Consider the following 25,161-nt stretch of genomic DNA (forward strand, 5'->3'; position numbering starts at 1 on the left):
AGACCATTACCCAGTGACGATAAAATAAAGGCGAATGCTGAAAAGTCGTTACATTGGCAGGCTCTTGAAAGAGGTTAAGAGCAAAGAATTTAGCATGTTGCTTAAGAAAAAAGAAAGGGACCCGAAGGTCCCTTTTTTGCTGAATCGACTCAGGAAGGCGGGTTGTTCTGCAACGTCAGTAACAGCCCGTCACGACGCATGTTGGCCGCTTCTTCTGGCTGATGCAGTCTGTCGAGCGCATCGGCCAGCCAGGCGTAATCAAACGCGTCTGGACGCTGTTTCAACGCCGCGCGGAAGGCAACGGTCGCTTCCTGCCATTCGCCGTGCTTCATCAGCGACTGACCCAGCGTACTCCACAGCAGAGGGCGGTCACCCACGCTTTTGATTTGCTGGCGCAGGACTTTTTCCAGCTGCTCAGGCGTATTGGTTTTCAGACGCGGTACCGGCAACAGCAGGCGATCGTCATACTGACGCTTGAGGCCATCAATGATTATCTGTTGCGCGGTGTCATGATCGTCGCATTCGATGAGATGATCCGCCATCGCCACCTGCAGCGGCACACGCTGACGGGTTTTGCGGCTCTGATTTTTCCACCATTCACGCAGACCATCGCTGCCCTGATCGGCACGCGCCTGATCCATCAGACCAATCCAGGCCTGCTGTTCCAGAACGTCACGGTGTGCTTCATCTCCGACGTTCGCTTTCGCCATTGACGGAATGATATCCAGCAGTGAGGTCCAGGCCCCGGTGCGAATATAGGCTTGCTCAGCCAGACGCAGCACTTCCGGGTGACGCGGTGCGATTTCCAAAAGCTTATCGACGCCGTGACGTGCGGCATGGTCTTCATTGCGTGCCAGTTGCAGGCGAACGCGGGTGATTTCGACCGGGATCAGATCGTTGCCGGCACTTTCGGCCGCACGTTCCAGATGCTGATTGGCGCGCATTTCGTCCCCGCGCTGTTGCGCAGCTTCTGCGGCTAACAGGTAATTTACTACCGGTTGTTCAGCGTGATCGGCATTCTTCGACATCAGCTTTTCAACCTGCTGATAATCACCCTCTGCCAGCTTCAGCAGCGCCTGTTCGGTCTGCTTACGCGCCCGACGGCGTTTACGGCCAACAAACCAGCCACGGGTATGTGCCCCAGTGCGGAAAATGCGGCGCAGCAGCCATTCGATAGCGAACAGCACCACCATGGCCAGGATCAGAATGATCACCAGGCCGGTGACGCTGGTTTCAATGTTGTAGTTATCTGTCTGGATCAGGACGTATCCTTGATGGCCAGCGACGATCGGGCCCACAACGATCCCGGCGATCAGCAGCGCAAAGAGCAGTAAAACTTTAAGCATGCTTATTCTCCCTGCGGTGCAGCGGCGGCGGGCGCGGCATCAGCCTGAGGTGCAGCGCTCGGCGCAACCGGCGGCTGTGCCAGCAGATTACGCACGCGGGTCTGCATCAGCTTTTCCAGAATCGCCTGGCTTTGCAGCGTTTCTGGCACGTCCATATTGATATTTTGCTGGCTCAGCGAATCCACCTCATCAAGGAAAGCTTTGGTGGTCGCATCGTCAGTATCGTAGTACGCGCGTACCCAGGTGGAAACGTTGTCCAGTGCCTGTTTGTACGTTTGTTCCTGATGGCGAGGCACGGCCTGGGCCGCAACCAGCAGACGCGAGCGAATGTTTTCGCGCAGGTAGACATCCTGATTTGGCGCTAACAGCGGAACGGCGGTTTCATCACGGCGACGAACGGTGATGAAGCTGTCCATAAAGTTCTGCCAGCTTTTTTGCAGATTGACGCGCCATTCACTCAGCGAGCTGGAAAGCTCACCGCTGTCGTCGTCCATCGGGGAATCATCGTCAGTGTTATCGGCCAGACGCAGGTTATCAATCTGATTAGACAGCTGATTGACCTTCAAAATGATCCCGTCGTAATCGACCTGCGCCACGCCGGAGAGGCTGGCGATATCGTCAGTGATTGCACGACGAGCGTTAATCAGGCTTGGGTCATTCATGTCCGCCAGGCTTGCATCGGCACTTTTCAGCAGTGCCGCTGCGGTGGTGATGTCCTGATCGCTCCACAGTTTACGTCCTGCCAGTTTGACGAGGAAATCGGCCTGTGCGAGCTGCCAGGTTTTGGCATCGCTGCCGGAAATCGTGGCGACTTTTTGCTGCAGCTCATCAAGCTGTTTCGTCAGCACATTTTGTTGCTGTTGTGCAGCACTCAGACGATCGGCTTGTTGCTTGATGACGCCATCCAGTTCGCTCTTCTGCGACTCTTGTGCTTTTTGCAGGGCGGTCACTTGATTGACCAACGCATCGCTGGCGGTCGTCTGATTAGTATTTTGTTTTTTTACCAAGCCATACAGGCCAATGCCTGCGGCCAGAGCGATGGCAATCGCCACTACGCTCAGCGCCAACGGCGCTTTGTTGCTGCTGTTTTTCTTCTCAGCGTTTTTCTTTTCAGCATTCTCCGGCTGTGGCGTTTGTTCCACGGCCTCCCTGGTCTCCTCAACCACGGCGGAGTTCTCTTTTTGTTCCGTCATTATGGCTTCCAATTTTGAGAGTTATTGTAAAGCACGCAGCAGCGCGTCGTTGTCGGCGCTATCGGCCACCCTGATATTCCGCCAGCCCAGCTCCCGGGCCTGTTCAGCAAGGCGCTCACTCACCACAAGCACTTCGCAGTTTAACAACCAACGCTCTCGATACCATTGCGGAATAAGCGACCAGAGCTGTTTTAACATTTCGCCGCTGGTGATGACCAGTCGGCTCACGCCGCGCCTTTGCCAGCGCATAGCTTCTTCCGCACCGTCATAGTTCCGATTACTGCGTTGATAACATTCACAAAAAATCACTTCTGCGCCGCGACTGTGTAGCGTTTCACCGAGCAATTCGCGCCCGCCGTTTCCGCGTAAAATCAGTGCTTTCTTGCCGGCAACGTTTTGTAATTCAGGTAATTGTAGCAACACTTCGCTGACTTCCCGATCGAGAGGGTAGCGAACGTCAATACTGCTGACTTTGTGCAGCGCCAGGCCAGTGGTTCGCCCGATGGCAAAATAGCGTGGCGCGTGCGGCCAACGTTGCCCGTGCTGCTGAAGCTGTGCCTGGGCAAATTCGACAGCGTGTTGTGAAAGGGCGAACAGCAGATCGCCGTCGTTCAGTGCGGCCAGGTGTCCCGCAAGCTGCGCTAATTCGCGGCCGGGAGTAAATTCAATTAATGGAAAGCTCCAGGCCTCTCGCCCCAGCGCGCGCAGGCGGCTGACAAGTTCTTCTCCCTGGGGAGAGGGGCGAGTGACCAGAATGCTCATTCAGGGGCTTCTCCGTTATACACTTCCGCGAGAATTTCACGTGCGCCGTTATTCAGCAGCTCCTCGGCTAATGAAATCCCCAGCTCTTTGGCGTCTTCGGCTGGCCCACGGCGTTCACCGCGTACCATCTGGCTGCCATCCGGTGCGCCAACCAGCGCCCGAAGCCAGATTTCACCGTGGCTTAATTCAGCATAGCTGCCAATCGGCACCTGACAGCCGCCTTCGAGGCGAGTATTCATCGCGCGTTCTGCGCAGACGCGCACCGCGGTATCCGCGTGATTCAGCGGTGCCAGCAGCGTACGGGTGTGAGCGTCGTCGAGACGGCACTCAATACCCACGGCACCCTGGCCAACGGCGGGCAGAGATTGCTCAGGCGATAATGCCTCGCGAATTCGGTCTTCCAGACCGAGACGCTTCAGCCCAGCGACGGCCAAAATAATGGCATCGTAATCGCCGTTATCGAGCTTGCCGAGGCGCGTGCCAACGTTGCCACGCAGCGAGCGAATCACCAGGTCCGGGCGATCGGCAGCCAGTTGACACTGGCGGCGTAAACTTGACGTGCCAACCACGCTGCCCGCAGGCAACGCGTCGATAGAATTGAAATGGTTAGAAACAAATGCGTCGCGTGGATCATCGCGTTCGCAGATGGTCGTCAGACCGAGTCCTGGCGGGAATTCCACCGGAACATCCTTCATAGAATGCACGGCGATATCGGCGCGGTCTTCAAGCAGCGCAAGTTCCAGCTCTTTGACGAACAGGCCTTTTCCGCCCACTTTCGCCAGAGGCGTATCGAGGATCACATCGCCGCGCGTCACCATCGGCACCAGTTCTACCTGAAGCCCGGGATGGCACGCCATTAGCCTGTCTTTCACATAATGTGCCTGCCACAGCGCGAGAGGACTTTGGCGTGTGGCAATTCTTAAAAGTTTGTCTAACATGCTTGTTACCGTCGTTATCGTCCGCCAGCCATCCTAACATTGTTGCTATAAGGATGTTAGTTTTCGAGTTTTTCTGAAAATGAGCAAACGGAGCGATTACCGGCATGTTGAAGAATTTACAGCCGTTAATCGGTGCTAGACTTATGAGTAGCGCAACTTTCTTTACGGTCAAACGGCAAGGTGTTAGATTGATCACGTTTTAAACCGTTTGTTAGCCCGCACCAACACACCATCTCGGCGACAGACGGTAGCGGTTCTTGTTGAAATTCTAAAAACCTTCGTATCCCGTGCAGTTCACCGCCTTAGCGATACGCCAGGTTTTAACATCAGGCGATACGTCTTGTACCTCTATATTGAGACACTGAAACAGAGACTGGATGCCATTAATCAATTGCGCGTGGATCGCGCGCTTGCTGCCATGGGGCCCGCTTTTCAGCAGGTCTACAGTCTTCTGCCGACATTGCTTCACTACCATCATCCGCTAATGCCGGGTTACCTCGACGGTAACGTACCCAAAGGCATTTGCCTCTACACGCCTGATGAAACTCAACGTCACTACCTTGATGAGCTGGAACTGCACCGCGGTATGCCGCCGCAGGTTTCCGCCAAAGGTGAACTGCCGATTACCGGCGTTTACTCTATGGGTAGCACTTCTTCGGTTGGCCAAAGCTGCTCTTCCGATCTCGATATCTGGGTCTGCCATCAGGCCTGGCTTGATAACGAAGAACGCCAGCTGTTGCAGCGTAAATGTAGCCTGCTCGAAAGCTGGGCCGCGTCGCTTGGCGTGGAAGTCAGCTTCTTCCTGATAGACGAAAACCGCTTCCGTCATAATGAAAGCGGCAGCCTCGGGGGTGAAGACTGTGGCTCAACGCAGCACATCTTGCTGCTCGACGAATTTTACCGGACCGCCGTGCGCCTCGCCGGGAAACGTATTCTGTGGAATATGGTGCCATGTGAAGAAGAAGAGCATTACGACGATTACGTTATGAAGCTCTACTCGCAGGGCGTACTGACGCCAAATGAATGGCTGGATCTCGGCGGATTGAGCTCGCTCTCCGCGGAAGAATACTTCGGGGCCAGCTTGTGGCAGCTGTATAAGAGTATCGACTCGCCGTATAAAGCGGTGCTGAAAACCCTGCTGCTCGAAGCTTATTCCTGGGAATATCCAAATAGCCGCCTGTTGGCGAAAGACATCAAGCAGCGCCTGCACGACGGCGAGATTGTGTCCTTTGGGCTCGATTCTTACTGCATGATGCTCGAACGCGTCACGACCTATTTGCAAGCCATCGATGACGCCGCCCGTCTGGATCTGGTGCGTCGATGCTTCTACCTGAAAGTATGCGAAAAACTCAGCCGCGAACGCGCCTGCGTGGGCTGGCGTCGTGAAGTCATTGGCCAGCTGGTGAAAGACTGGGGCTGGAGCGAAGAGCGTTTGGCGATGCTCGACAATCGTGCGAACTGGAAGATTGACGAAGTGCGCGATGCGCACAACGAACTGCTCGACGCGATGATGCAGAGCTATCGAAACCTGATCCGTTTCGCGCGCCGCAACAACCTCAGCGTTTCAGCCAGCCCGCAGGATATCGGGGTGTTGACCCGTAAGCTGTATGCGGCGTTTGAAGCACTGCCGGGCAAAGTGACGCTGGTTAACCCGCAGATTTCGCCGGATCTCTCCGAGCCGAACCTGACCTTTATCCATGTGCCGCCGGGCCGAGCCAACCGTACAGGCTGGTATCTCTATAATCGTGCGCCAAACATGGAATCGATTGTCAGTCATCAGCCACTCGAATATAACCGTTATCTTAATAAGCTGGTGGCGTGGGCCTGGTTTAACGGCCTGCTGACTTCACGCACCCGCCTGTTTATTAAGGGCAACGGCATTGCTGACCTGGCGAAACTGCAGGAAATGGTGGCCGACGTGTCTCACCACTTCCCGCTGCGCTTGCCTGCGCCGACGCCGAAAGCACTCTACAGTCCGTGCGAAATTCGCCATCTGGCGATTATCGTCAACCTCGAATATGACCCGACTGCGGCATTCCGTAATCAGGTCGTGCATTTCGATTTCCGTAAGCTGGACGTATTCAGCTTCGGGGAAGAGCAGAATTGCCTGATTGGCAGTGTCGATCTGCTGTACCGCAACTCGTGGAACGAAGTGCGAACCCTGCATTTCAACGGCGAGCAGGCGATGATCGAAGCGCTGAAAACTATCCTCGGCAAAATGCATCAGGATGCGGCACCGCCGGACAGCGTGGAAGTGTTCTGCTACAGCCAGCACCTGCGCGGACTTATCCGTACGCGTGTGCAGCAGTTGGTATCAGAGTGCATTGAACTGCGTCTTTCCAGTACCCGTCAGGAAACTGGGCGCTTCAAAGCGCTGCGCGTGGCAGGGCAAACCTGGGGCCTGTTCTTCGAACGTCTGAATGTGTCAGTGCAGAAACTGGAAAACGCCATCGAGTTTTATGGCGCGATTTCTCACAACAAGCTACATGGCCTCTCGGTCCAGGTAGAAACTAACCATGTGAAACTGCCGCCGGTCGTGGACGGGTTCGCAAGTGAAGGGATCATTCAGTTCTTCTTCGAGGACAGCAGTGAAGACAACGGCTTTAACATCTACATTCTGGATGAGAGCAACCGGGCAGAGGTCTATCACCATTGTGAAGGCAGTAAAGAAGAACTGGTGCGTGATGTCAGCCGCTTCTACTCGTCCTCGCACGACCGCTTTACCTACGGCTCAAGCTTTATTAACTTCAACCTGCCGCAGTTCTATCAGATTGTGAAAGTCGACAATCGCGCTCAGGTGATTCCGTTCCGCACTCAGGCTATAGCGGCCGTCGCACCCGCAAATCAGGATGCAACGACCCCACTGCTGCAACAGTATTTTTCCTAGCGGAAGCTAACAGCCTCGCCCGCCTGCTGCGTGGCGGCCTGTTCCAGCAAATCCCAGAAGGTTTCGCCGCTGCGATCGCAGACCCACTCGTTGTCTTTCAAACTAAAATGATAGCCTCCCTGTTTGGTGGCCAGCCACACCTGGTGCAGCGGCTCCTGGCGGTTAATGATGATTTTGCTGCCGTTCTCGAAGCTCAGCGTCAGCACGCCGCCGTTAATCTCACAATCAATATCGCTGTCGCCATCCCAGTGGTCGAGTTTCTCTTCGATGGTCATCCACAGTTGGTCTGTAAGGCGATGAAATTCACTGTCGTTCATTGTTCTTTTCCATTATCAGGTGATGGCGGCAGTATAACGCGAAACAATTCCGGTTGCAGTCAGGCGCTAAACGCTTGCTTTTACGTCTTCTCCTGCGATGATAGAAAGCAGAAAGCATCAACCACAGGCACTTTAAGAATGAAGAACCTCTTTCGACCGCTGGTCCTTTTGGCTGCGTTATTGACCCTGGCAGGTTGTGGCCTGAAGGGCCCACTCTATTTTCCGCCAGCAGATAAATCGGCGGCTCCACCAACGAAACCGGTTGATACGGACACTCAGACGACTGAGCCGACCCGTAACGATCGCGGTGATAACGGTGGCCCGAGCCAGGTTAACTACTAACAAGACATCGTTATTTCTGCGTGGATGGAGTCAATGATGCAGTTCTCTAAAATGCACGGCCTGGGCAACGATTTCATGGTCGTCGATGCGGTAACGCAGAATGTGTTCTTTTCTCCGGAGCTGATCCGCCGCCTGGCCGATCGGCATCTTGGCGTCGGCTTCGATCAGCTGCTGGTGGTTGAGCCACCGTACGATCCCGATCTCGACTTCCACTACCGCATCTTTAACGCCGACGGCAGTGAAGTTTCTCAGTGCGGCAACGGTGCGCGCTGCTTTGCCCGCTTTGTACGCCTTAAAGGCCTGACCAATAAACGTGACATCTGCGTCAGTACCGCCAACGGTCGTATGGTATTAACCGTAACGGATGACGACCTGGTGCGGGTGAACATGGGCGAGCCCAACTTCGAACCTTCGCAGGTGCCGTTCCGCGCCAACAAAGCGGAAAAGACCTATATTATGCGTGCGTCTGAACAGACAGTATTGTGCGGCGTAGTCTCAATGGGCAATCCGCACTGCGTCATTCAGGTCGATGATGTCGATACCGCTGCGGTGGAAACATTAGGCCCAATTATGGAAAGCCATGAACGTTTTCCTGAGCGTGCCAACATCGGTTTTATGCAGGTGGTGAAGCACGATCACATTCGCTTGCGTGTATTTGAGCGCGGCGCAGGTGAAACGCAGGCCTGCGGGAGCGGAGCTTGTGCGGCAGTTGCCGTCGGCATTCAGCAAGGTTTGCTGGCCGATGAGGTACGCGTGGAATTACCAGGCGGGCGGCTGAATATCGCCTGGAAAGGACCGGGTCAACCGTTGTTTATGACTGGCCCGGCGGCACATGTCTACGACGGATTTATTCATTTATGAAACCAATCGGGGAAGAACAGCAGGCTGAACTCAACATGCTCGACGATCGGGCGGTAGTCGACTATCTGCTGCAACATCCTGAATTTTTCATTCGCAACGCCCCGGCGGTGGAAGGGATGCGCGTGCCGCATCCGGTTCGCGGCACGGTGTCGCTGGTCGAATGGCACATGGCACGAGCCAGAAATCACATCAACGCGCTGGAAGAGAACATGACGCTGTTGGTGGAGCAGGCATCGGCGAACGAAAGCCTGTTTTATCGTCTGCTGCATCTGCAAACGCGTTTAGCTGCGGCTGAAAGCCTCGACGATATGCTCAATCGTTTCCACCGTTGGGCGCGCGATTTGGGTCTGGCGGGTGCCACGGTGCGTCTGTTTGCCGATCGCTGGCGCATTGGCGCGCCGTCTAAGTTCACCCAGCTTGCACTTTCCCGTCAGTCTTTTGAATCCATCCGCATTCAGCGTCTTGGCCATGAGCGCCATTTTCTAGGCTCGCTGAATGGCCCGGAACTGCTGGTGATGATGCCGGATGCCAAAGCGATTGGCTCGGTCGCAATGTCGATGCTCGGCAGCGACGGTGACCTCGGCGTAGTGCTGTTCAGCAGCCGCGACGCGCACCATTATCAGGCGGGTCAAGGAACGCACCTCTTGCAGGAAATTTCCCTGCTGCTGCCTGGCCTGCTGGAGCGTTGGGTCGAGCGCGTATGACGCAGACTCCGCTCTTTGAACCGACCGAACGCTTCCTGCGTTATCTCGGCGTTGAACGCCAGCTCAGCCCGATAACTGTGCTCAACTATCGGCGTCAGCTTGATGCCATCATTGCTATCGCCGAAGAAAGCAATGTGAAAAATTGGCAACAATGTGATGCTGCGACAGTCCGTAGTTTTGCGGTTCGCAGCCGTCGTAAAGGGCTTGGCCCGGCGAGTCTGGCGCTCAGGTTGTCGGCCCTGCGTAGTTTTTTCGACTGGCTGGTGAGCCAGGGTGAGCTGCAGGCCAACCCGGCGAAAGCTGTATCCGCGCCGAAAGCCCCGCGCCATCTGCCAAAAAATATTGATGTGGATGACGTCAATCGTCTGCTGGATATCGATCTCAACGATCCGCTGGCCGTGCGCGACCGGGCAATGCTTGAAGTGATGTACGGCGCGGGCCTGCGTTTGTCGGAACTCGTGGGCCTTAACATTAAGCATCTTGACCTGGAATCAGGTGAAGTGTGGGTGATGGGGAAAGGCAGCAAAGAGCGTCGTCTGCCGATTGGCCGTAACGCCGTGCACTGGATTGAGCACTGGCTCGATTTACGCGGGCTGTTCGGGAGCGAGGAAGACGCGTTGTTTTTATCGAAGCTCGGCAAACGAATCTCCGCGCGCAATGTGCAAAAACGCTTTGCGGAGTGGGGTATCAAGCAAGGGCTGAACAGCCATGTAAATCCGCACAAGTTACGCCACTCGTTCGCGACCCACATGCTGGAGTCGAGCGGGGATTTGCGCGGCGTGCAGGAGCTGCTCGGTCACGCCAATCTCTCCACCACCCAAATCTATACCCATCTTGATTTTCAACATCTTGCCTCGGTGTACGACAAGGCACACCCACGCGCTAAACGGGGGAAATAATGCGTTTTTACCGTCCACTGGGCCAGATTGCGGCCCTGACTTTTGATCTTGATGACACTCTTTACGACAACCGTCAGGTTATCCGCCGCACGGAAAAAGAATCACTGGAATTTGTTCGTGGTTACCATCCGGCGTTACAGGTGCTGGAAAGCAGTGATTTCCATCAGCTGCGGCAGGCGCTTCGTCAGGCCGAGCCTGAGATTTATCATGACGTAACCGAATGGCGTCGTCGTGCGGTTGAATTAGCGATGCTGAATGCCGGTTTATCAGCGAGAGACGCCACGATTGGTGCCAACGCCGCGATGGCCAATTTCGCCCACTGGCGTAGTGCGATCGATGTGCCGCAGGAAACCCACGATACGCTTGCGAAGCTGGCCGAAAAATGGCCGCTGGTGGCGATCACCAACGGCAACGCACAGCCGGAACTGTTCGGCCTGAATGACTACTTTACGTTTGTGCTGCGCGCAGGCCCCGACGGACGCTCCAAGCCATTCAGCGATATGTATCATCTGGCGGCAGAGCGCCTTAACGTGCCGCTGGAGCAGATCCTGCACGTGGGCGATGACCTGACGACCGACGTCGCGGGTGCTATCCGCTGCGGTATGCAGGCTTGCTGGATAAACCCGTTCGACGGCGACCTGATGCAAATCGCCGACAGCCGCCTGTTACCTCACATCGAAATTTCGCGGTTGGCATCCCTCACCACGCTGATATAATCAGCAAATCTGTATAAAATTCCAGGGGTTTCTGCGCGTCATTCTTTGGTTTGCAGACGCGTTGGCTGCACTCACTCACCCCAGTCACATAGTGAATCTATGCTCCTGGGGGCTCATGAGTTTGCCGCCTTCCTGCAAATCAAATGATTGAGCGCAGTGGCTCCACACTAACCCGGCGGTGCCAATGGACGTTTCTTACCTGCTCGACAGCCTCAATGACAAACAGCGTGAAGCCGTGGCGGCGTCGCGCACCAACATGCTGGTGCTGGCTGGGGCAGGAAGCGGCAAAACGCGCGTGCTGGTGCACCGTATCGCGTGGCTTATCAGCGTCGAACACAGTTCACCGTATTCGATAATGGCGGTGACCTTTACCAACAAAGCGGCGGCGGAAATGCGCCACCGTATCGGCCAGCTGATGGGTACCTCTCAGGGTGGCATGTGGGTCGGCACGTTCCACGGTTTGGCGCACCGCTTGCTGCGCGCGCACCATCTGGATGCTAATCTGCCACAGGATTTTCAAATTCTCGACAGCGAAGATCAGCTGCGTCTGTTGAAGCGTCTGATCAAGGCCATGAACCTCGACGAGAAGCAGTGGCCGCCGCGTCAGGCGATGTGGTACATCAACGGTCAGAAAGACGAAGGGCTGCGCCCGCATCATATTCAAAGCTACGGCAATCCGGTGGAGCAAACCTGGCAGAAGGTCTATCAGGCCTATCAGGAAGCGTGCGACCGCGCGGGTCTGGTTGATTTCGCCGAGTTGCTGCTGCGCGCCCATGAGCTATGGCTCAACAAGCCACATATTTTGCAGCACTATCGCGAGCGTTTCACCAATATCCTGGTGGACGAATTCCAGGATACCAACAACATTCAGTACGCGTGGATCCGCATGCTGGCGGGCGACACGGGCAAAGTGATGATCGTCGGTGATGATGACCAGTCGATCTACGGCTGGCGCGGCGCGCAAGTCGAAAACATCCAACGTTTCCTGAACGATTTCCCCGGCGCTGAAACCATCCGTCTGGAGCAGAACTACCGTTCGACCAACAATATTCTTAGCGCCGCGAATGCCTTGATTGAGAACAATGACGGGCGTCTGGGCAAAAAGCTGTGGACCGATGGCGTCGACGGCGAACCGATTTCACTGTACTGCGCATTCAACGAGTTGGATGAATCCCGCTTCGTGGTGAGCCGAATCAAAGCCTGGCAGGACAACGGTGGTCAACTTGAACAGTGCGCCATTCTTTATCGCAGCAACGCCCAGTCGCGCGTGCTGGAAGAAGCGTTGTTGCAGGTTAGTATGCCGTACCGTATTTATGGCGGGATGCGCTTCTTCGAACGTCTGGAAATCAAAGATGCACTGGCCTATCTTCGCCTGATTGCCAACCGCAATGACGATGCGGCGTTTGAGCGCGTGGTGAATACCCCGACGCGCGGCATTGGCGATCGCACTCTCGACGTGGTGCGCCAGGCCTCCCGCGACCGGCAGCTGACGCTGTGGCAGGCATGTCGTGAATTGCTGAAAGACAAAGCCCTTGCCGGACGAGCGGCCAGCGCATTACAGCGCTTTATGGAACTTATCGACGCCCTCGCGCAGGAAACCGCCGATATGCCGCTGCATGTGCAGACTGACCGGGTGATTAAAGATTCCGGCCTGTTCATGATGTATGAGCAGGAGAAAGGCGAGAAAGGCCAGACGCGTATCGAGAACTTAGAGGAACTGGTGACGGCGACGCGCCAGTTCAGCTACAACGACGAAGAAGAAGATTTGATGCCGTTACAGGCGTTCCTGTCCCACGCAGCGCTGGAAGCGGGTGAAGGGCAAGCCGATACCTGGCAGGACGCAGTGCAACTGATGACGCTGCACTCGGCGAAAGGTCTGGAGTTCCCCCAGGTCTTTATCGTCGGGATGGAAGAGGGCATGTTCCCGAGCCAGATGTCGCTGGATGAGGGCGGACGTCTGGAAGAAGAACGCCGACTGGCGTACGTCGGCGTAACGCGTGCAATGCAAAAGCTGACGCTGACCTACGCTGAAACCCGTCGTTTATACGGTAAAGAGGTGTATCACCGTCCGTCGCGCTTTGTCGGCGAACTGCCGGAAGCGTGCGTTGAAGAGGTGCGTCTGCGAGCGACAGTCAGCCGCCCGGTCAACCATCAGCGGATGGGCACGCCAATGGCAGAAAACGACACCGGCTACAAGCTAGGCCAGCGCGTGCGCCACCCGAAATTTGGCGAAGGCACCATCGTGAACCTGGAAGGCAGTGGCGAACACAGCCGTTTGCAGGTGGCGTTTCAGGGTCAGGGCATCAAATGGTTGGTGGCGGCATATGCCAGGCTCGAAAATGCGTAACGTTAAGAAATACATCATATTTTCTTAACGATCTGCTAGTCTTATATGCCAGAGAGGTGGAAAAACTCTCTGGCGCTTCGCTGTATGTTGACGCTTCATTTAGGCTGGCGTAACATGCGCGCACGAATACGCTAAGAGGACTGATACCTTGGACACACCCAGTAGATGCTGGCTCAACTTCCTGCAACCCAGGAACAACTCCTAAGGCTATCACCCGACGCTGATGGCCTTAGAGGTTGTCGGCGACATGCAATATTCCCGTCGCAATGAGTCAGGCTTAATGGTCTGAAACCCCTGATGTTTCTGTGTGCCCACCGTACTGTCCGATAATTTTTTGCATTGGGAGTCCCGGTCATGCTGAGCGCATTTCAACTGGAAAACAACCGCTTAACGCGCCTTGAGTCTGATGACATCAAACACCTCGCCACCTCGGTTTGGGTAGATTTGGTCGAGCCAGATGACGAAGAGCGTAATCGCGTACAGACGGAACTGGGTCAGAATTTGGCCACGCGGCCTGAGCTGGAAGACATCGAGGCCTCGGCCCGTTTCTTCGAAGACGAAGACGGGCTGCACATCCACTCCTTCTTCTTTTATGAAGATGCCGACGATCACGCCGGTAACTCCACCGTGGCATTCACCATCCGCGAAGGGCGTCTGTTCACGCTGCGCGAACGCGAACTTCCGGCGTTTCGTCTGTATCGAATGCGCGCCCGCAGTCAGGAAATGGTCGATGGCAATGCGTTTGAGCTGCTGCTTGACCTGTTCGAAACCAAAATCGAACAGCTGGCGGATGAAATTGAAAACATCTACAGCGATCTGGAAAAGCTGAGCCGCGTCATTATGGAAGGCCATCAGGGCGACGAATACGATGAAGCGCTCTCCACGCTGGCGGAGCTGGAAGATATCGGCTGGAAAGTGCGTTTGTGTCTGATGGATACCCAGCGCGCATTGAACTTCCTCGTCCGTAAAGCGCGTTTACCGGCGGTACAGCTGGAGCAGGCGCGTGAGATCCTGCGCGATATCGAATCCCTGCTGCCGCATAATGAATCGCTGTTCCAGAAAGTGAACTTCCTGATGCAGGCGGCGATGGGCTTTATCAACATCGAGCAGAACCGCATCATCAAGATATTCTCGGTGGTCTCCGTGGTGTTCCTGCCACCGACGCTGGTGGCCTCAAGCTACGGGATGAACTTCGAATTTATGCCAGAGTTGCACTGGAGTTTCGGCTATCCGGGGGCGATTGTGTTTATGATCCTCGCGGGCCTCGCGCCGTATCTCTATTTCAAGCGCAAGAACTGGCTTTAACGAGCACATCCTACCTGCGGAGGCGTTGCCGCTTTCTGGCAACGCCTCCGGTGTCAGCTTTTTGGCGTACGGCGCAGGGTATACAGTGCATCGATAACGAACACCGCCAGCGCGACCCAAATAAATGCGAAAGTGACCATTTTATCCGCCCCTGGGGTCTCACCGTAAAACATCACCGCGAGAATGAACATTAGCGTCGGGCCGATGTACTGGAAGAAGCCCAGCGTCGATAGCCGCAGTTTGGTGGCGGCGCCGGTGAAGCACAGCAGTGGGATGGTGGTGACGACGCCTGCCGCCATCAGCAGCAGGTTCAGCGACCACGAGTTTTGCCCCATATGGCTGGTGGCGCTGTCGGCGATGCCGAACAGATAAATGGCCGCCACAGGCAGTAACCAGAGTGTTTCCACCAACATGCCTGTTTGGGCATCAACGGCAATTTTCTTACGCAACAGACCGTAAAACGCAAAGCTGAACGCCAGACCCAGCGCAATAATCGGTAGCGAACCAAAGGTCCAGAGCTGCACTAACACACCGCAGGCCGCGAGGAAAACCGCCACCCATTGCATCCGACGGAAGCGTTCCCCGAGGAAAATCATCCCCAGCACGATATTCACCAGCGGGTTAATGAAATAACCGAGACTGGCTTCCAGCATGTGCTGATTATTCACGGCCCAGATAAACAGCAGCCAGTTGCCGCCAATCAATACCGCAGAAAGCGCCAGCAGGAAGATTTTCTTCGGCGTCTGGCACAGGCGCTTGATGCCACTCCACTGACGGCTGATGCTGATCAGCGCCACCATAAAGAAGAATGACCAAATAATACGGTGGGTGAGGATTTCATCGGCGGGTACGTAGTGAATGACTTTGAAGTACGCCGGGGCTACACCCCAAATAAAATAAGCGGCGAGGGCGAGTAAAACCCCTTGCCGCGTTTGTTTAGCATCCATGGGAAAATCCGTTACATAAAAGTAAGGGGATGTTACCCGATTTTAACGGTTAACCCACCATATAAGTAGCGGTCGCACTGGCGATATAAACCTGCTCTTCGTTGTGCAGTTCGACGCGTGCGACGGCGACTTTATTACCCGCGCGCAGCAGGCTGCTGGTGGCGGTAAAACGGTTGCCCCGGCCCGGACGCAGGTAGTCCACGCGTAAATCGATGGTGCCCATTCGCGACAGGCGCTGGCGCAGCTCATCTTCGTTGATGGTGTCGTGTCGGGTGAGCGTACTGCCCACGCACACCAGGCCTGCGGCGACGTCCAGCGCTGAGGCAATCACCCCGCCGTGAAGAATACTTTGCGCCCAGTTACCGACCATCATCGGCTGATTGTTAAAGCTAAGCTGAGCGAAGGATTTCTCGTAGCGTTCCAGCTCTAGCCCCAGCGCGCGGTTAAACGGCATGTGGTACACAAAGATATCGCCTACCAGCTTTAGCGCGGCTTCGGCGGTGAGTTCTGCGGACATAGCAACCTTTCCATTGGTTAAGGAAATGTTGATTTTATGCCTATGGATTGTTGATTTCTACTTTCGGAAACGATAACCGCGCAAGATGGCGATAAATCGGTAGAATGACAGCCGACTGATTATCCAATAATAAATTTTGTTCAGGAGAACTCCCAATGCGAACCAGGCTGGGTTGGTTGCTGGCAGTTACAGGGCTGCCGCTGTCCGTTTATGCACAGGAAGCAACGATTAAGGATGTTCATGATGCGCCTGCCGTGAGTGGCAGTGTCATCGCCAACATGCTCCAGGAGCACGACAATCCTTTTACGCTGTACCCATACGACACCAACTATGTGATTTACACCGATACTAGCGACTTGAATAAAGAGGCCATCAAAAGCTACAACTGGGCCGACAATGCGCGCAAGGATGAGGTGAAATTCCAGCTGAGTTTAGCGTTCCCGCTGTGGCGAGGGATCCTGGGTAATAACTCCGTTCTCGGGGCATCATATACCCAGAAATCATGGTGGCAGCTCTCCAATACTTCCGAATCAGCCCCATTCCGCGAAACCAACTATGAACCGCAGCTTTTCTTGGGTTTTGCAACTGACTACCAATTTGCAGGCTGGACGCTGCGTGACGTGGAGTTGGGTTACAACCATGATTCCAATGGCCGTTCCGACCCGACGTCCCGCAGCTGGAACCGCCTCTACACTCGTCTGATGGCGCAAAACGGCAACTGGATGGTGGAAGTGAAGCCGTGGTATGTGATTGGCAGCACCGACGACAACCCGGATATCACCAAGTACATGGGCTACTATCAGCTCAAAGTGGGCTATCACCTGGGTGATGCCGTGCTGAGCGTGAAAGGCCAGTACAACTGGAATACCGGCTACGGCGGTGCGGAGCTCGGTCTGAGCTATCCGATGACCAAACACGTGCGCATTTATACGCAGGTTTACAGCGGTTACGGCGAGTCGCTGATTGATTACAACTTCAATCAGACACGCGTTGGCGTAGGCGTAATGCTCAACGATTTGTTTTAAACGTTGCACTCTTGCTCTCAGGCGCTGAAAATAGCGCCTGTTTTTATTTCAGAATTGGGGTGAGTGTGGCGCAGGCGGAAGTGATAAATCAGGTATCGCTGGCAAGACAGGTTTTACAGGAAACCTTTGGCTACCAGCAGTTCCGCCCGGGTCAGGAAACCATCATCGAGACGGCGCTCGAAGGGCGTGACTGTCTGGTGGTGATGCCGACCGGCGGCGGGAAATCCCTGTGTTATCAGGTTCCCGCGCTGGTTCTCGACGGCCTGACGGTCGTTGTCTCACCGCTGATTTCATTAATGAAAGACCAGGTCGATCAGCTGCTCGCCAACGGCGTGGCGGCGGCCTGTCTGAACTCGACACAGACTCGCGAACAGCAGCAGGACGTCATGGCGGGCTGTCGTACCGGCAAAATCCGCCTGCTGTATATCGCCCCTGAACGTCTGATGCTCGACAACTTCCTCGATAACCTCAGCCACTGGAATCCGGTGATGCTGGCGGTGGATGAAGCGCACTGTATTTCTCAGTGGGGCCACGACTTCCGTCCTGAATATGCCGCGCTGGGCCAGCTGCGCCAGCGTTATCCGGCGCTGCCGTTTATGGCGTTAACCGCCACAGCCGATGACACCACTCGCAGCGACATCGTACGCCTGCTGGGCCTGAACGATCCGTACATCCAGATAAGCAGTTTTGACCGACCGAACATTCGCTACATGCTGATGGAGAAGTTCAAGCCGCTCGATCAGCTGATGCGCTACGTGCAGGACCAGCGCGGAAAATCCGGCATTATTTACTGCAACAGCCGTTCGAAGGTGGAAGACACCGCCGCGCGTCTGCAAAGCCGTGGGATCAGTGCGGGTGCGTATCACGCCGGGCTGGAAAACACTGTGCGAGCCGATGTTCAGGAGCGTTTCCAGCGCGACGATTTGCAAATCGTGGTGGCGACCGTGGCCTTTGGTATGGGCATCAATAAGCCCAACGTGCGCTTTGTGGTGCACTTCGACATCCCGCGTAATATCGAATCCTACTATCAGGAAACCGGCCGCGCCGGGCGTGACGGGCTGCCTGCCGAAGCGATGCTGTTTTACGATCCGGCTGATATGGCCTGGCTGCGTCGTTGCCTCGAAGAAAAACCTCCCGGACAGCTGCTGGATATTGAACGCCACAAGCTCAACGCGATGGGCGCGTTTGCCGAAGCGCAAACCTGCCGTCGTCTGGTGCTGCTGAACTATTTCGGCGAAGGCCGTCAGGAGTCGTGCGGTAACTGCGACGTGTGCCTTGATCCCCCGAAACAATACGATGGCTTACAGGATGCACAGATTGCGCTCTCAACCATTGGTCGGGTGAATCAGCGCTTTGGTATGGGCTATGTGGTCGAAGTGATTCGCGGCGCGAATAACCAGCGTATCCGCGAAATGGGCCACGATAAGCTCAAGGTGTATGGCATGGGCCGCGATAAAACCCATGAACACTGGGTGAGCGTTATCCGCCAGCTTATCCACCTCGGGTTGGTTATGCAGAATATCGCGATGCACTCCGCGTTGCAGATGACCGACTCCGCGCGCCCGGTACTGCGTGCCGAAGTGCCGCTGCAGTTAGCCGTGCCGCGCGTGCTGGCGCTCAAACCGCGTGTGGCGCAGAAATCCTACGGCGGTAACTATGACCGTAAGCTGTTTGCCAAACTGCGCAAGCTGCGCAAAGTCATCGCCGACGAAGAAAATATCCCGCCTTACGTGGTGTTTAACGACGCCACGCTGATTGAAATGGCCGAGCAAATGCCGACATCGCCGGGTGAAATGCTCAGCGTTAACGGCGTGGGCGTACGCAAGCTGGAGCGCTTCGGGCAAGAGTTTTTGGCGCTGATCCGTGCCCATGCTGACGGGGATGATGAGGAGTAGTCAGCCGGGCAAAAAAGTGCCAGGATAATCACTCACTGAATCATTCCCCGCGAGTTTCCTATGTTGATGTTATTTCTCACCGTGGCGATGGTGCATTTAATTGCACTGATGAGCCCTGGCCCGGACTTTTTCTTCGTGTCGCAAACGGCCGTCAGTCGCTCCCGTAAAGAAGCGATGATGGGCGTGCTTGGCATTACCGCTGGCGTCATGGTCTGGGCGGGTGTTGCCCTGCTGGGTTTGCATCTGCTGATCGAAAAAATGGCATGGCTGCACAACATCATCATGGTCGGCGGCGGTCTGTATCTGTGCTGGATGGGCTATCAAATGCTGCGCGGTGCGCTGAAGAAACGCGAAGCAACCACCGAAACCCCGGAAGTGGAACTGGCGCAGGGCGGTAAAAGTTTCCTGAAAGGGCTGCTGACCAATCTGGCGAACCCGAAAGCCATTATCTATTTTGGCTCGGTGTTCTCACTGTTCGTCGGGGATAACATTGGCGGTGCGGAGCGCTGGGGCATTTTCCTGCTGATTATCGTTGAAACTTTCGCGTGGTTTACCGTCGTGGCAAGCCTGTTCGCATTGCCGACCATGCGCCGCGGCTATCAGCGCATGGCCAAGTGGATTGATGGTGTGGCCGGAACCCTGTTCGCAGGCTTCGGCATCCATCTGATTATCTCTCGCTAATCAGGCATGGCGTGCTGACGCAAGCAGCGCGCCGACCAGCATAAACAGCGATCCAAAAATCTTATTCAGGGCCTTCATCTGACGAGGGCCTTTGATCCAGCCTGCAATTCGCGTCGCCAGCGTCGCATAGCCAATCATCACAATGATATCCACCACGATGGTCGTCACCCCGAGGATAACGTACTGCATGACCTGCGGCTGATGCGGGATGATGAATTGCGGAAATAACGCCGCCAGAAAAACGATGCTTTTCGGATTGGTGAGATTCACAAATACCGCGCGTTTGAACAGATGCCCACGGGTTTGCGTCTTCGCCACAGTGTTAAGATCGATAGCGCCTGCGGCACGCCATTGCTGAATACCAAGCCAGATGAGGTACGCCACACCCGCCCATTTCAGCACTTCAAACGCCAGCAGCGAACGCGAAAACAGCGTCCCCAGACCGACACCCACCAGAACGATATGAATACTCAGCCCGGTTTGCAGTCCGGCAATCGATGCCGCTGCGCCTCGGTAGCCGTGGTTGAGGGCGGTGGTCATGGTGTTGATGGCCCCGGAACCGGGGGAAAGGCTGAGAATTATGGACGTCAGTAGATAGGCGAACCACCACTCGAAGGTCATGAGACACTCCCTGATTGACTGCTTTTATGCCACAATACGCTATGCCCGTCATACTTCAAGCAGCAGGGGTGGATAGCCGATGTTTCGGCAGAAAATGGACTGGAAAACCAGAGAAAATGGGTTCGCCGCTTTCACGATGGGTCCGCTGAATAACTTCTGGCGCCAGCGTGAAGAAGCTGAATTTACAGGCGTGGATAACGTTCCGGTACGCTTCGTCCGCTTTCGCGCCAAAAAACACGACCGGGTGATTGTGGTGTGTCCAGGACGAATCGAAAGCTACGTGAAGTATGCGGAACTGGCCTACGACCTGTTCTACAGCGGCTTCGACGTGCTGATTATCGATCACCGTGGGCAAGGGTTGTCCGGGCGAATGCTCGACGACAGTCATCGCGGTCACGTGGATAACTTCAGCGATTACGTCGACGACCTGACCGCTTTTTGGGAACAGGAAGTCGCACCGGGACCGTGGCGTAAGCGTTATATCCTTGGCCATTCGATGGGCGGGGCCATTTCTACGTTGTTTTTACAGCGAAATCCAAAGCAGTGCGACGCGCTCGCGCTTTGTGCGCCAATGTTCGGTATCATCATGCGATTGCCCGACTGGATGGTGCGGCCAATTCTCGATTTCGCTGAGGGCCATCAGCGCATAAGAGAAAGCTACGCCATGGGAACCGGGCGCTGGCACGCACTGCCGTTCAGCCTCAACATTCTGACCCATAGCCGGGAACGTTATCGGCGAAACCTGGGGTTCTATGCTGACAATCCGTATATTCGCGTTGGCGGGCCGACCTACCATTGGGTGCGAGAAGGGGTGATGGCCGGAGAGGAAATCCTGGCTGGTGTGGCGTTAGATGACACCCCGACGTTGCTGATTCAGGCTGAAGAAGAAAAGGTCGTGGATAACCGTATGCATGGCCGTTATTGCGAACTTCGCGCCGCGGCGGGCAAGCCTTGTGAAGGCATTAATCCGCTTGTCATTCCCGGTGCTTATCATGAGATCCTTTTCGAAAAGGACGATATGCGTTCAGTCGCGCTCGAGACCATCGTCGAGTTTTACGATCGACATAATTAATCCGGCGTTAGCGCCGCTCTTACCAGAGGTTTAATTCGTTTATGTACCAGGTTGTTGCGTCTGATTTAGATGGTACGCTGCTCAATCCCGACCATCGTCTGTCCTCCTACACCAAAGAAACGCTGACCCTGCTGACCGAAAAAGGGGTGAACTTTGTTTTTGCGACTGGCCGCCACCACATTGACGTTGGTCAGATCCGCGATGGCCTGGGCATCAAGGCATTCATGATCACCTCCAACGGTGCTCGCGTTCACGATACCGACGGCAATCTGGTGTTTGCCCATAACCTCGATAGCGATATTGCCTCTGACCTGTTTGGCGTGGTGAATAACAATCCGGATATCGTGACCAATGTGTATCGCAACGACGAATGGTTTATGAACCGCCATCGTCCGGAAGAGATGCGTTTCTTCAAGGAAGCGATTTTCAACTATTCGCTGTATGAACCGGGCCTGCTGGAAGCCGAAGGCGTCAGCAAAGTGTTCTTCTCTTCGCCGGATCACGACGTACTGCTGCCGTTAGAGCAGGCGATCAACGCCCGTTGGGGCGATCGCGTCAACGTGAGTTTCTCGACCCTGACCTGTCTGGAAGTCATGGCGGGCGGTGTATCAAAAGGACACGCGCTGGAAGCGGTCGCGAAAATGATGGGTTACGGTCTGCCGGACTGCATCGCATTTGGTGACGGCATGAACGACGCTGAAATGCTCTCCATGGCGGGTAAAGGCTGCATCATGGATAACGCGCATCAGCGGCTGAAAGATTTGCATCCGGAACTGGAAGTGATTGGTTCGAACGTGGATGATGCGGTACCGCATTACCTGCGCCGCCTGTATCTCAATCAGGCGTAACGCAACGCGATTCGCTCCAGTCTATAAAAGCCCTGCTTGTCAGGGCTTTACTGTATAACCAGCCCTGCGCATATTTCACACCATGCGATTTCAGCCACGTGGCCTGTGCCTGCGTTTCAACCCCTTCCGCCAGCGGCTCCAGCGACAGTGACTGCGCCAGCGCGATAACCTGCGGTAGCAGGCTTTTCCCCGGCAATGGGTCGACCAGCGTTTTATCAATTTTGAGCATATCGAAGGTCATCGCCTGCAGATAATTCAGGTTCGCATAGCCACTGCCAAAATCGTCCAGATAAATGGCGTGTCCTGCCTGGCGATAGCGCTCGACCATCGGGGCGATGGCTTCCGGGTCAACCATACTGCTTTCCGTCATTTCCAGCGTGATTTGCTGCGGGTGAACGCCATAGCCATGACACAGCATCGATAAATGCGCCAGCAGATCGGTGGATTGCAGATCGTCGGGTTCGACGTTAATGGAAACATATTGACGCCGATTCTGACGCAGCCATGCGCCGAGATCGTTCAGTACCTGCTCAACCACCCACTCTGTCATCGTACTCAGCAGCTGCGTTTCACGAGCAAAAGGAATGAAGCTGTCCGGCGCCAGCAGTTTGCCGTCTGGCTGGGGCCAGCGCACCAGCGCTTCGGCCCCCACGACGCAGCCGCTATCCAGCTGGACGATAGGCTGATACCACATCTCCAGTTGTCGGGTGTGGATAGCCTGCTTCAGCCGCGCGCGTGAGGCGTTCAACTGGTGAAGAATCGAAGGAATAAAATTACCGTCAGTCACAGGGTCCATCCTGAAAATACTGCTGATGGGGGAAGAGATTCAGTATTCCCCGAATTCCAACGCATAACTATCAGTAATGGACTAATTAGGACCGCGAAATAGCCGCTGCGGAATGTGAGTGTTCGTTATTTGTCCAGTTGTCAACTGAATACTCCGCTACAATGCCCGCAAACTATCCTGAGAGAGTCTCATCGTGGCGTTACTGATTATCACCACCGTGTTGTGGGCATTTTCCTTCAGCCTGATTGGCGAGTACCTGGCGGGCAGCGTCGACAGCTATTTCTCCGTGCTGATGCGCGTGGGCCTGGCGGCGCTGGTGTTCCTGCCATTCTTGCGGGCGCGCTCGCAATCGTTGAAAGTGCTGCTGATGTACATGCTGGTGGGCGCGATGCAGCTTGGCATCATGTACCTGCTGGCGTTCCGGGCGTATCTCTACCTGACCGTGTCCGAATTCTTGCTGTTTACGGTGCTGACGCCGCTGTACATCACCCTGATTTACGATCTGATGAGCAAGCGCAGGCTGCGCTGGGGTTATCTGTTGAGTGCCATGCTGGCGGTGATTGGCGCGGCGATCATTCGCTATGACCATGTCAGCACGCATTTCTGGACCGGGCTGCTGCTGGTCCAGTTGTCGAATATCTGCTTTGCTCTCGGGATGGTGGGCTACAAGCGCTTAATGGAAATCCACCCGATGCCGCAGCACAACGCCTTTGCCTGGTTTTATCTTGGCGCACTCATCGTGGCACTGGTGGCGTGGCTCATGCTCGGGGATCCGAACAAGCTGCCGACGACAACACTGCAATGGGGCATTCTGGTGTGGCTCGGCGTGGTGGCTTCAGGGCTGGGCTACTTCATGTGGAACTACGGCGCCACGCAGGTGGACGCCGGTACGCTTGGGATCATGAATAACATGCATGTGCCTGCCGGATTGTTGGTGAACCTGGCTATCTGGCAACAGCAGCCGCACTGGCCGAGCTTTATTACAGGTGCGTTGGTGATTGTGGCTTCGCTGTGGGTCCATCGCCATTGGGTCGCTCCGCGCTCCGAACAAACGGCAAATGATCGCAAGCGTGATTCCGTGTTGAGCGAATAAACGCTTCGGTGACTGGCTGGCGCTGCTCGCCATCGCGCACGGCAGCGTACAGTCGGCTCCACAGACCTTCGCCCAGGGTTTTGGTCACCACCAGACCCTGGCGTTCAAAACTCTCCACCACCCAATGCGGCAGGGCAGCAATGCCCATCTTAGCTGCAACCATCTGAATCAATAACAACGTGTTATCCACGCTTTTCAGCGAGGGACTCACGCCTGCTGGCTGTAAAAAATGACGCCAGATATCGAGTCGGCTGCGCTGCACCGGGTAAATCAACAGTGATTCGCTGGCGATGTCTTCCGGCGTGATGCGAGCTTTCGCGGCCAGGGGATGATCGGGTGCCAGTACCAGTCGCACTTCATAATCAAACATCGGCGAATAATGCAGACCGCTGCGCGGCAGAATGTCTGAGGTCAGCACGATATCCAGCTCTCCCTGCTGCAACGCAGGCTGCGGGTCGAAAGTTACCCCTGATTTGAAATCCATCTCCACCTGCGGCCAGCTCAAACGGAAGTTTTCCAGTGCGGGCGTCAGCCACTGAATACAGCTATGGCACTCAATGGCGATCCGCAGCGTGGTTTGCTGTGGTTCATTACAGGCCTGCAATGCACGGCTAATCTGCGGCAGAACCTGATTAGCAAGCTGCAGCAGAATTTCTCCTTGCGGGGTAAAGCGCAGCGGCTGACTCTTACGGACAAATAGCCGGAAGCCAAGGCGCTGTTCCAGATCGCTGAATTGGTGAGAAAGCGCGGATTGCGTCTGGTGCAGCATGGCTGCCGCTGCTGCGAGCGATCCGCTATTCCGTAACGCTTGTAGCGTTTTCAGGTGTTTAATCTCGATCATGAAAGTCCTTCACTTCGGCATGAATAAATTGCGCTTGAGGATCATACAGTACCTGCCAATTATAGATGTGTAAACATCCAGACGTCCAAATTCGTCGTCTTTCAGGCCATAGCGGCGTTGGCTGCCCTCGCTCACCCCAGTCACTTACTTGAGTAAGCTCCTGGGGATGAGCTCACTTGCCGCCTGGCTCTGACCTGAAATCCATAGAATTAATAAA

25 protein-coding genes are annotated in these 25,161 nt (G+C 55.3%); 15 read left to right on the forward strand and 10 right to left on the reverse strand.

Going from position 1 to position 25,161, the window contains the following annotated elements; translation table 11 throughout:
• Window positions 1-149: 149 nt before the first annotated feature.
• Genes hemY through hemC form a run of 4 tightly spaced genes read right to left on the reverse strand, consistent with a single transcriptional unit; the run spans window position 150 to window position 4,239 of the window.
• The gene (gene hemY / locus MUU46_RS01495) at window positions 150-1,346 is read right to left on the reverse strand and encodes a protoheme IX biogenesis protein HemY (RefSeq protein WP_159761663.1); all 1,197 of its coding nucleotides are present in this window, start codon (window positions 1,344-1,346) and stop codon (window positions 150-152) included.
• A 2-nt stretch (window positions 1,347-1,348) separates the two neighbouring features.
• Window positions 1,349-2,539 carry a uroporphyrinogen-III C-methyltransferase gene (gene hemX, locus MUU46_RS01500; RefSeq protein WP_159761664.1) on the reverse strand — a complete coding sequence of 397 codons (1,191 nt, stop codon included), beginning with the start codon at window positions 2,537-2,539 and terminating at the stop codon, window positions 1,349-1,351.
• Window positions 2,540-2,560: 21 nt separating this feature from the next.
• Window positions 2,561-3,301 (reverse strand): uroporphyrinogen-III synthase, encoded by a 741-nt coding sequence (gene hemD / locus MUU46_RS01505; protein ID WP_258964558.1) that lies wholly within the window; start codon window positions 3,299-3,301, stop codon window positions 2,561-2,563.
• Window positions 3,298-4,239, reverse strand: a complete 942-nt coding sequence (hemC, locus tag MUU46_RS01510; RefSeq protein WP_258964559.1) for a hydroxymethylbilane synthase — start codon at window positions 4,237-4,239, stop codon at window positions 3,298-3,300. Before hemC ends, hemD begins: the two co-directional genes overlap by 4 nt.
• A gap of 340 nt (window positions 4,240-4,579) precedes the next feature.
• Here hemC and cyaA point away from each other — a divergent pair, with 340 nt between their 5' ends.
• Window positions 4,580-7,126, forward strand: coding sequence for a class I adenylate cyclase (gene cyaA, locus MUU46_RS01515; RefSeq protein ID WP_159761667.1), 2,547 nt, complete (start codon window positions 4,580-4,582; stop codon window positions 7,124-7,126).
• On the opposite strand, the gene cyaY is transcribed toward cyaA, so the two are convergent.
• The gene (gene cyaY, locus MUU46_RS01520; RefSeq protein WP_258964560.1) at window positions 7,123-7,443 is read right to left on the reverse strand and encodes an iron donor protein CyaY; all 321 of its coding nucleotides are present in this window, start codon (window positions 7,441-7,443) and stop codon (window positions 7,123-7,125) included. The genes cyaA and cyaY overlap by 4 nt on opposite strands.
• 138 nt (window positions 7,444-7,581) lie before the next feature.
• On the opposite strand from cyaY, the gene lptM reads away from it, so the two are divergent.
• The 8 genes from lptM to corA all read left to right on the forward strand — a co-directional run bounded on the left by lptM (window position 7,582) and on the right by corA (window position 14,617).
• Window positions 7,582-7,785, forward strand: a complete 204-nt coding sequence (gene lptM, locus MUU46_RS01525) for an LPS translocon maturation chaperone LptM (RefSeq protein WP_159761669.1) — start codon at window positions 7,582-7,584, stop codon at window positions 7,783-7,785.
• Between the two features lie 36 nt (window positions 7,786-7,821).
• Window positions 7,822-8,646, forward strand: a complete 825-nt coding sequence (dapF, locus tag MUU46_RS01530) for a diaminopimelate epimerase (RefSeq protein WP_258964578.1) — start codon at window positions 7,822-7,824, stop codon at window positions 8,644-8,646.
• Window positions 8,643-9,350, forward strand: a complete 708-nt coding sequence (locus MUU46_RS01535) for a DUF484 domain-containing protein (RefSeq protein WP_159761670.1) — start codon at window positions 8,643-8,645, stop codon at window positions 9,348-9,350. Before dapF ends, MUU46_RS01535 begins: the two co-directional genes overlap by 4 nt.
• The gene (xerC, locus tag MUU46_RS01540; RefSeq protein ID WP_258964561.1) at window positions 9,347-10,249 is read left to right on the forward strand and encodes a tyrosine recombinase XerC; all 903 of its coding nucleotides are present in this window, start codon (window positions 9,347-9,349) and stop codon (window positions 10,247-10,249) included. The genes MUU46_RS01535 and xerC overlap by 4 nt, the downstream gene beginning before the upstream one ends.
• Entirely contained in the window at window positions 10,249-10,965 is a 717-nt protein-coding gene (yigB, locus tag MUU46_RS01545; protein WP_258964562.1) for a 5-amino-6-(5-phospho-D-ribitylamino)uracil phosphatase YigB, read from the forward strand. The genes xerC and yigB overlap by 1 nt, the downstream gene beginning before the upstream one ends.
• A 184-nt stretch (window positions 10,966-11,149) precedes the next feature.
• Complete coding sequence (gene uvrD, locus MUU46_RS01550; RefSeq protein WP_159761673.1) at window positions 11,150-13,312, forward strand: DNA helicase II; 2,163 nt, start codon at window positions 11,150-11,152, stop codon at window positions 13,310-13,312.
• Between the two features lie 148 nt (window positions 13,313-13,460).
• Entirely contained in the window at window positions 13,461-13,517 is a 57-nt protein-coding gene (gene ysgD / locus MUU46_RS22935) for a YsgD/CorL family protein (RefSeq protein ID WP_374684476.1), read from the forward strand.
• 149 nt (window positions 13,518-13,666) lie between these two features.
• Complete coding sequence (gene corA, locus MUU46_RS01555; protein WP_110512112.1) at window positions 13,667-14,617, forward strand: magnesium/cobalt transporter CorA; 951 nt, start codon at window positions 13,667-13,669, stop codon at window positions 14,615-14,617.
• 53 nt (window positions 14,618-14,670) lie between these two features.
• Here corA and rarD read toward each other — a convergent pair whose 3' ends face one another.
• Window positions 14,671-15,564: an EamA family transporter RarD gene (gene rarD, locus MUU46_RS01560; RefSeq protein WP_258964563.1), complete on the reverse strand. Its 894-nt coding sequence runs from the start codon at window positions 15,562-15,564 to the stop codon at window positions 14,671-14,673.
• Window positions 15,565-15,613: 49 nt separating this feature from the next.
• Window positions 15,614-16,081 (reverse strand): acyl-CoA thioesterase YigI, encoded by a 468-nt coding sequence (gene yigI, locus MUU46_RS01565; RefSeq protein WP_125353410.1) that lies wholly within the window; start codon window positions 16,079-16,081, stop codon window positions 15,614-15,616.
• 155 nt (window positions 16,082-16,236) lie between these two features.
• Between yigI and pldA the strand changes: the two genes are divergently transcribed.
• The 3 genes from pldA to rhtC all read left to right on the forward strand — a co-directional run bounded on the left by pldA (window position 16,237) and on the right by rhtC (window position 19,682).
• Complete coding sequence (pldA, locus tag MUU46_RS01570; RefSeq protein ID WP_258964564.1) at window positions 16,237-17,106, forward strand: phospholipase A; 870 nt, start codon at window positions 16,237-16,239, stop codon at window positions 17,104-17,106.
• A 65-nt stretch (window positions 17,107-17,171) separates the two neighbouring features.
• Entirely contained in the window at window positions 17,172-19,001 is a 1,830-nt protein-coding gene (gene recQ / locus MUU46_RS01575) for an ATP-dependent DNA helicase RecQ (protein ID WP_258964579.1), read from the forward strand.
• 60 nt (window positions 19,002-19,061) lie between these two features.
• Window positions 19,062-19,682: a threonine export protein RhtC gene (rhtC, locus tag MUU46_RS01580; RefSeq protein WP_159761676.1), complete on the forward strand. Its 621-nt coding sequence runs from the start codon at window positions 19,062-19,064 to the stop codon at window positions 19,680-19,682.
• Here the strand turns inward: rhtC and rhtB are convergent, their stop codons facing one another.
• Window positions 19,683-20,303 (reverse strand): homoserine/homoserine lactone efflux protein, encoded by a 621-nt coding sequence (rhtB, locus tag MUU46_RS01585; RefSeq protein WP_159761677.1) that lies wholly within the window; start codon window positions 20,301-20,303, stop codon window positions 19,683-19,685.
• Window positions 20,304-20,382: 79 nt separating this feature from the next.
• Here rhtB and pldB point away from each other — a divergent pair, with 79 nt between their 5' ends.
• Both pldB and yigL read left to right on the forward strand, forming a co-directional pair.
• Window positions 20,383-21,375 carry a lysophospholipase L2 gene (gene pldB, locus MUU46_RS01590; protein WP_258964565.1) on the forward strand — a complete coding sequence of 331 codons (993 nt, stop codon included), beginning with the start codon at window positions 20,383-20,385 and terminating at the stop codon, window positions 21,373-21,375.
• Between the two features lie 41 nt (window positions 21,376-21,416).
• Window positions 21,417-22,223 carry a sugar/pyridoxal phosphate phosphatase YigL gene (yigL, locus tag MUU46_RS01595; RefSeq protein WP_159761679.1) on the forward strand — a complete coding sequence of 269 codons (807 nt, stop codon included), beginning with the start codon at window positions 21,417-21,419 and terminating at the stop codon, window positions 22,221-22,223.
• Here yigL and MUU46_RS01600 read toward each other — a convergent pair.
• A complete protein-coding gene (locus tag MUU46_RS01600; protein WP_159761680.1) occupies window positions 22,210-23,010 on the reverse strand; it encodes an EAL domain-containing protein in 801 nt (266 codons plus the stop codon). The two genes, yigL and MUU46_RS01600, sit on opposite strands and share 14 nt — an antisense overlap.
• Before the next feature lie 193 nt (window positions 23,011-23,203).
• Between MUU46_RS01600 and MUU46_RS01605 the strand changes: the two genes are divergently transcribed.
• Window positions 23,204-24,103, forward strand: coding sequence for a carboxylate/amino acid/amine transporter (locus MUU46_RS01605; protein WP_258964566.1), 900 nt, complete (start codon window positions 23,204-23,206; stop codon window positions 24,101-24,103).
• On the opposite strand, the gene metR is transcribed toward MUU46_RS01605, so the two are convergent.
• Entirely contained in the window at window positions 23,991-24,944 is a 954-nt protein-coding gene (gene metR, locus MUU46_RS01610; RefSeq protein WP_110512099.1) for an HTH-type transcriptional regulator MetR, read from the reverse strand. The two genes, MUU46_RS01605 and metR, sit on opposite strands and share 113 nt — an antisense overlap.
• Between the last annotated feature and the right edge of the window lie 217 nt (window positions 24,945-25,161).

It is taken from the genome of Scandinavium tedordense (assembly GCF_024764965.1).
In the GTDB taxonomy this organism is placed as follows: domain Bacteria; phylum Pseudomonadota; class Gammaproteobacteria; order Enterobacterales; family Enterobacteriaceae; genus Scandinavium; species Scandinavium tedordense.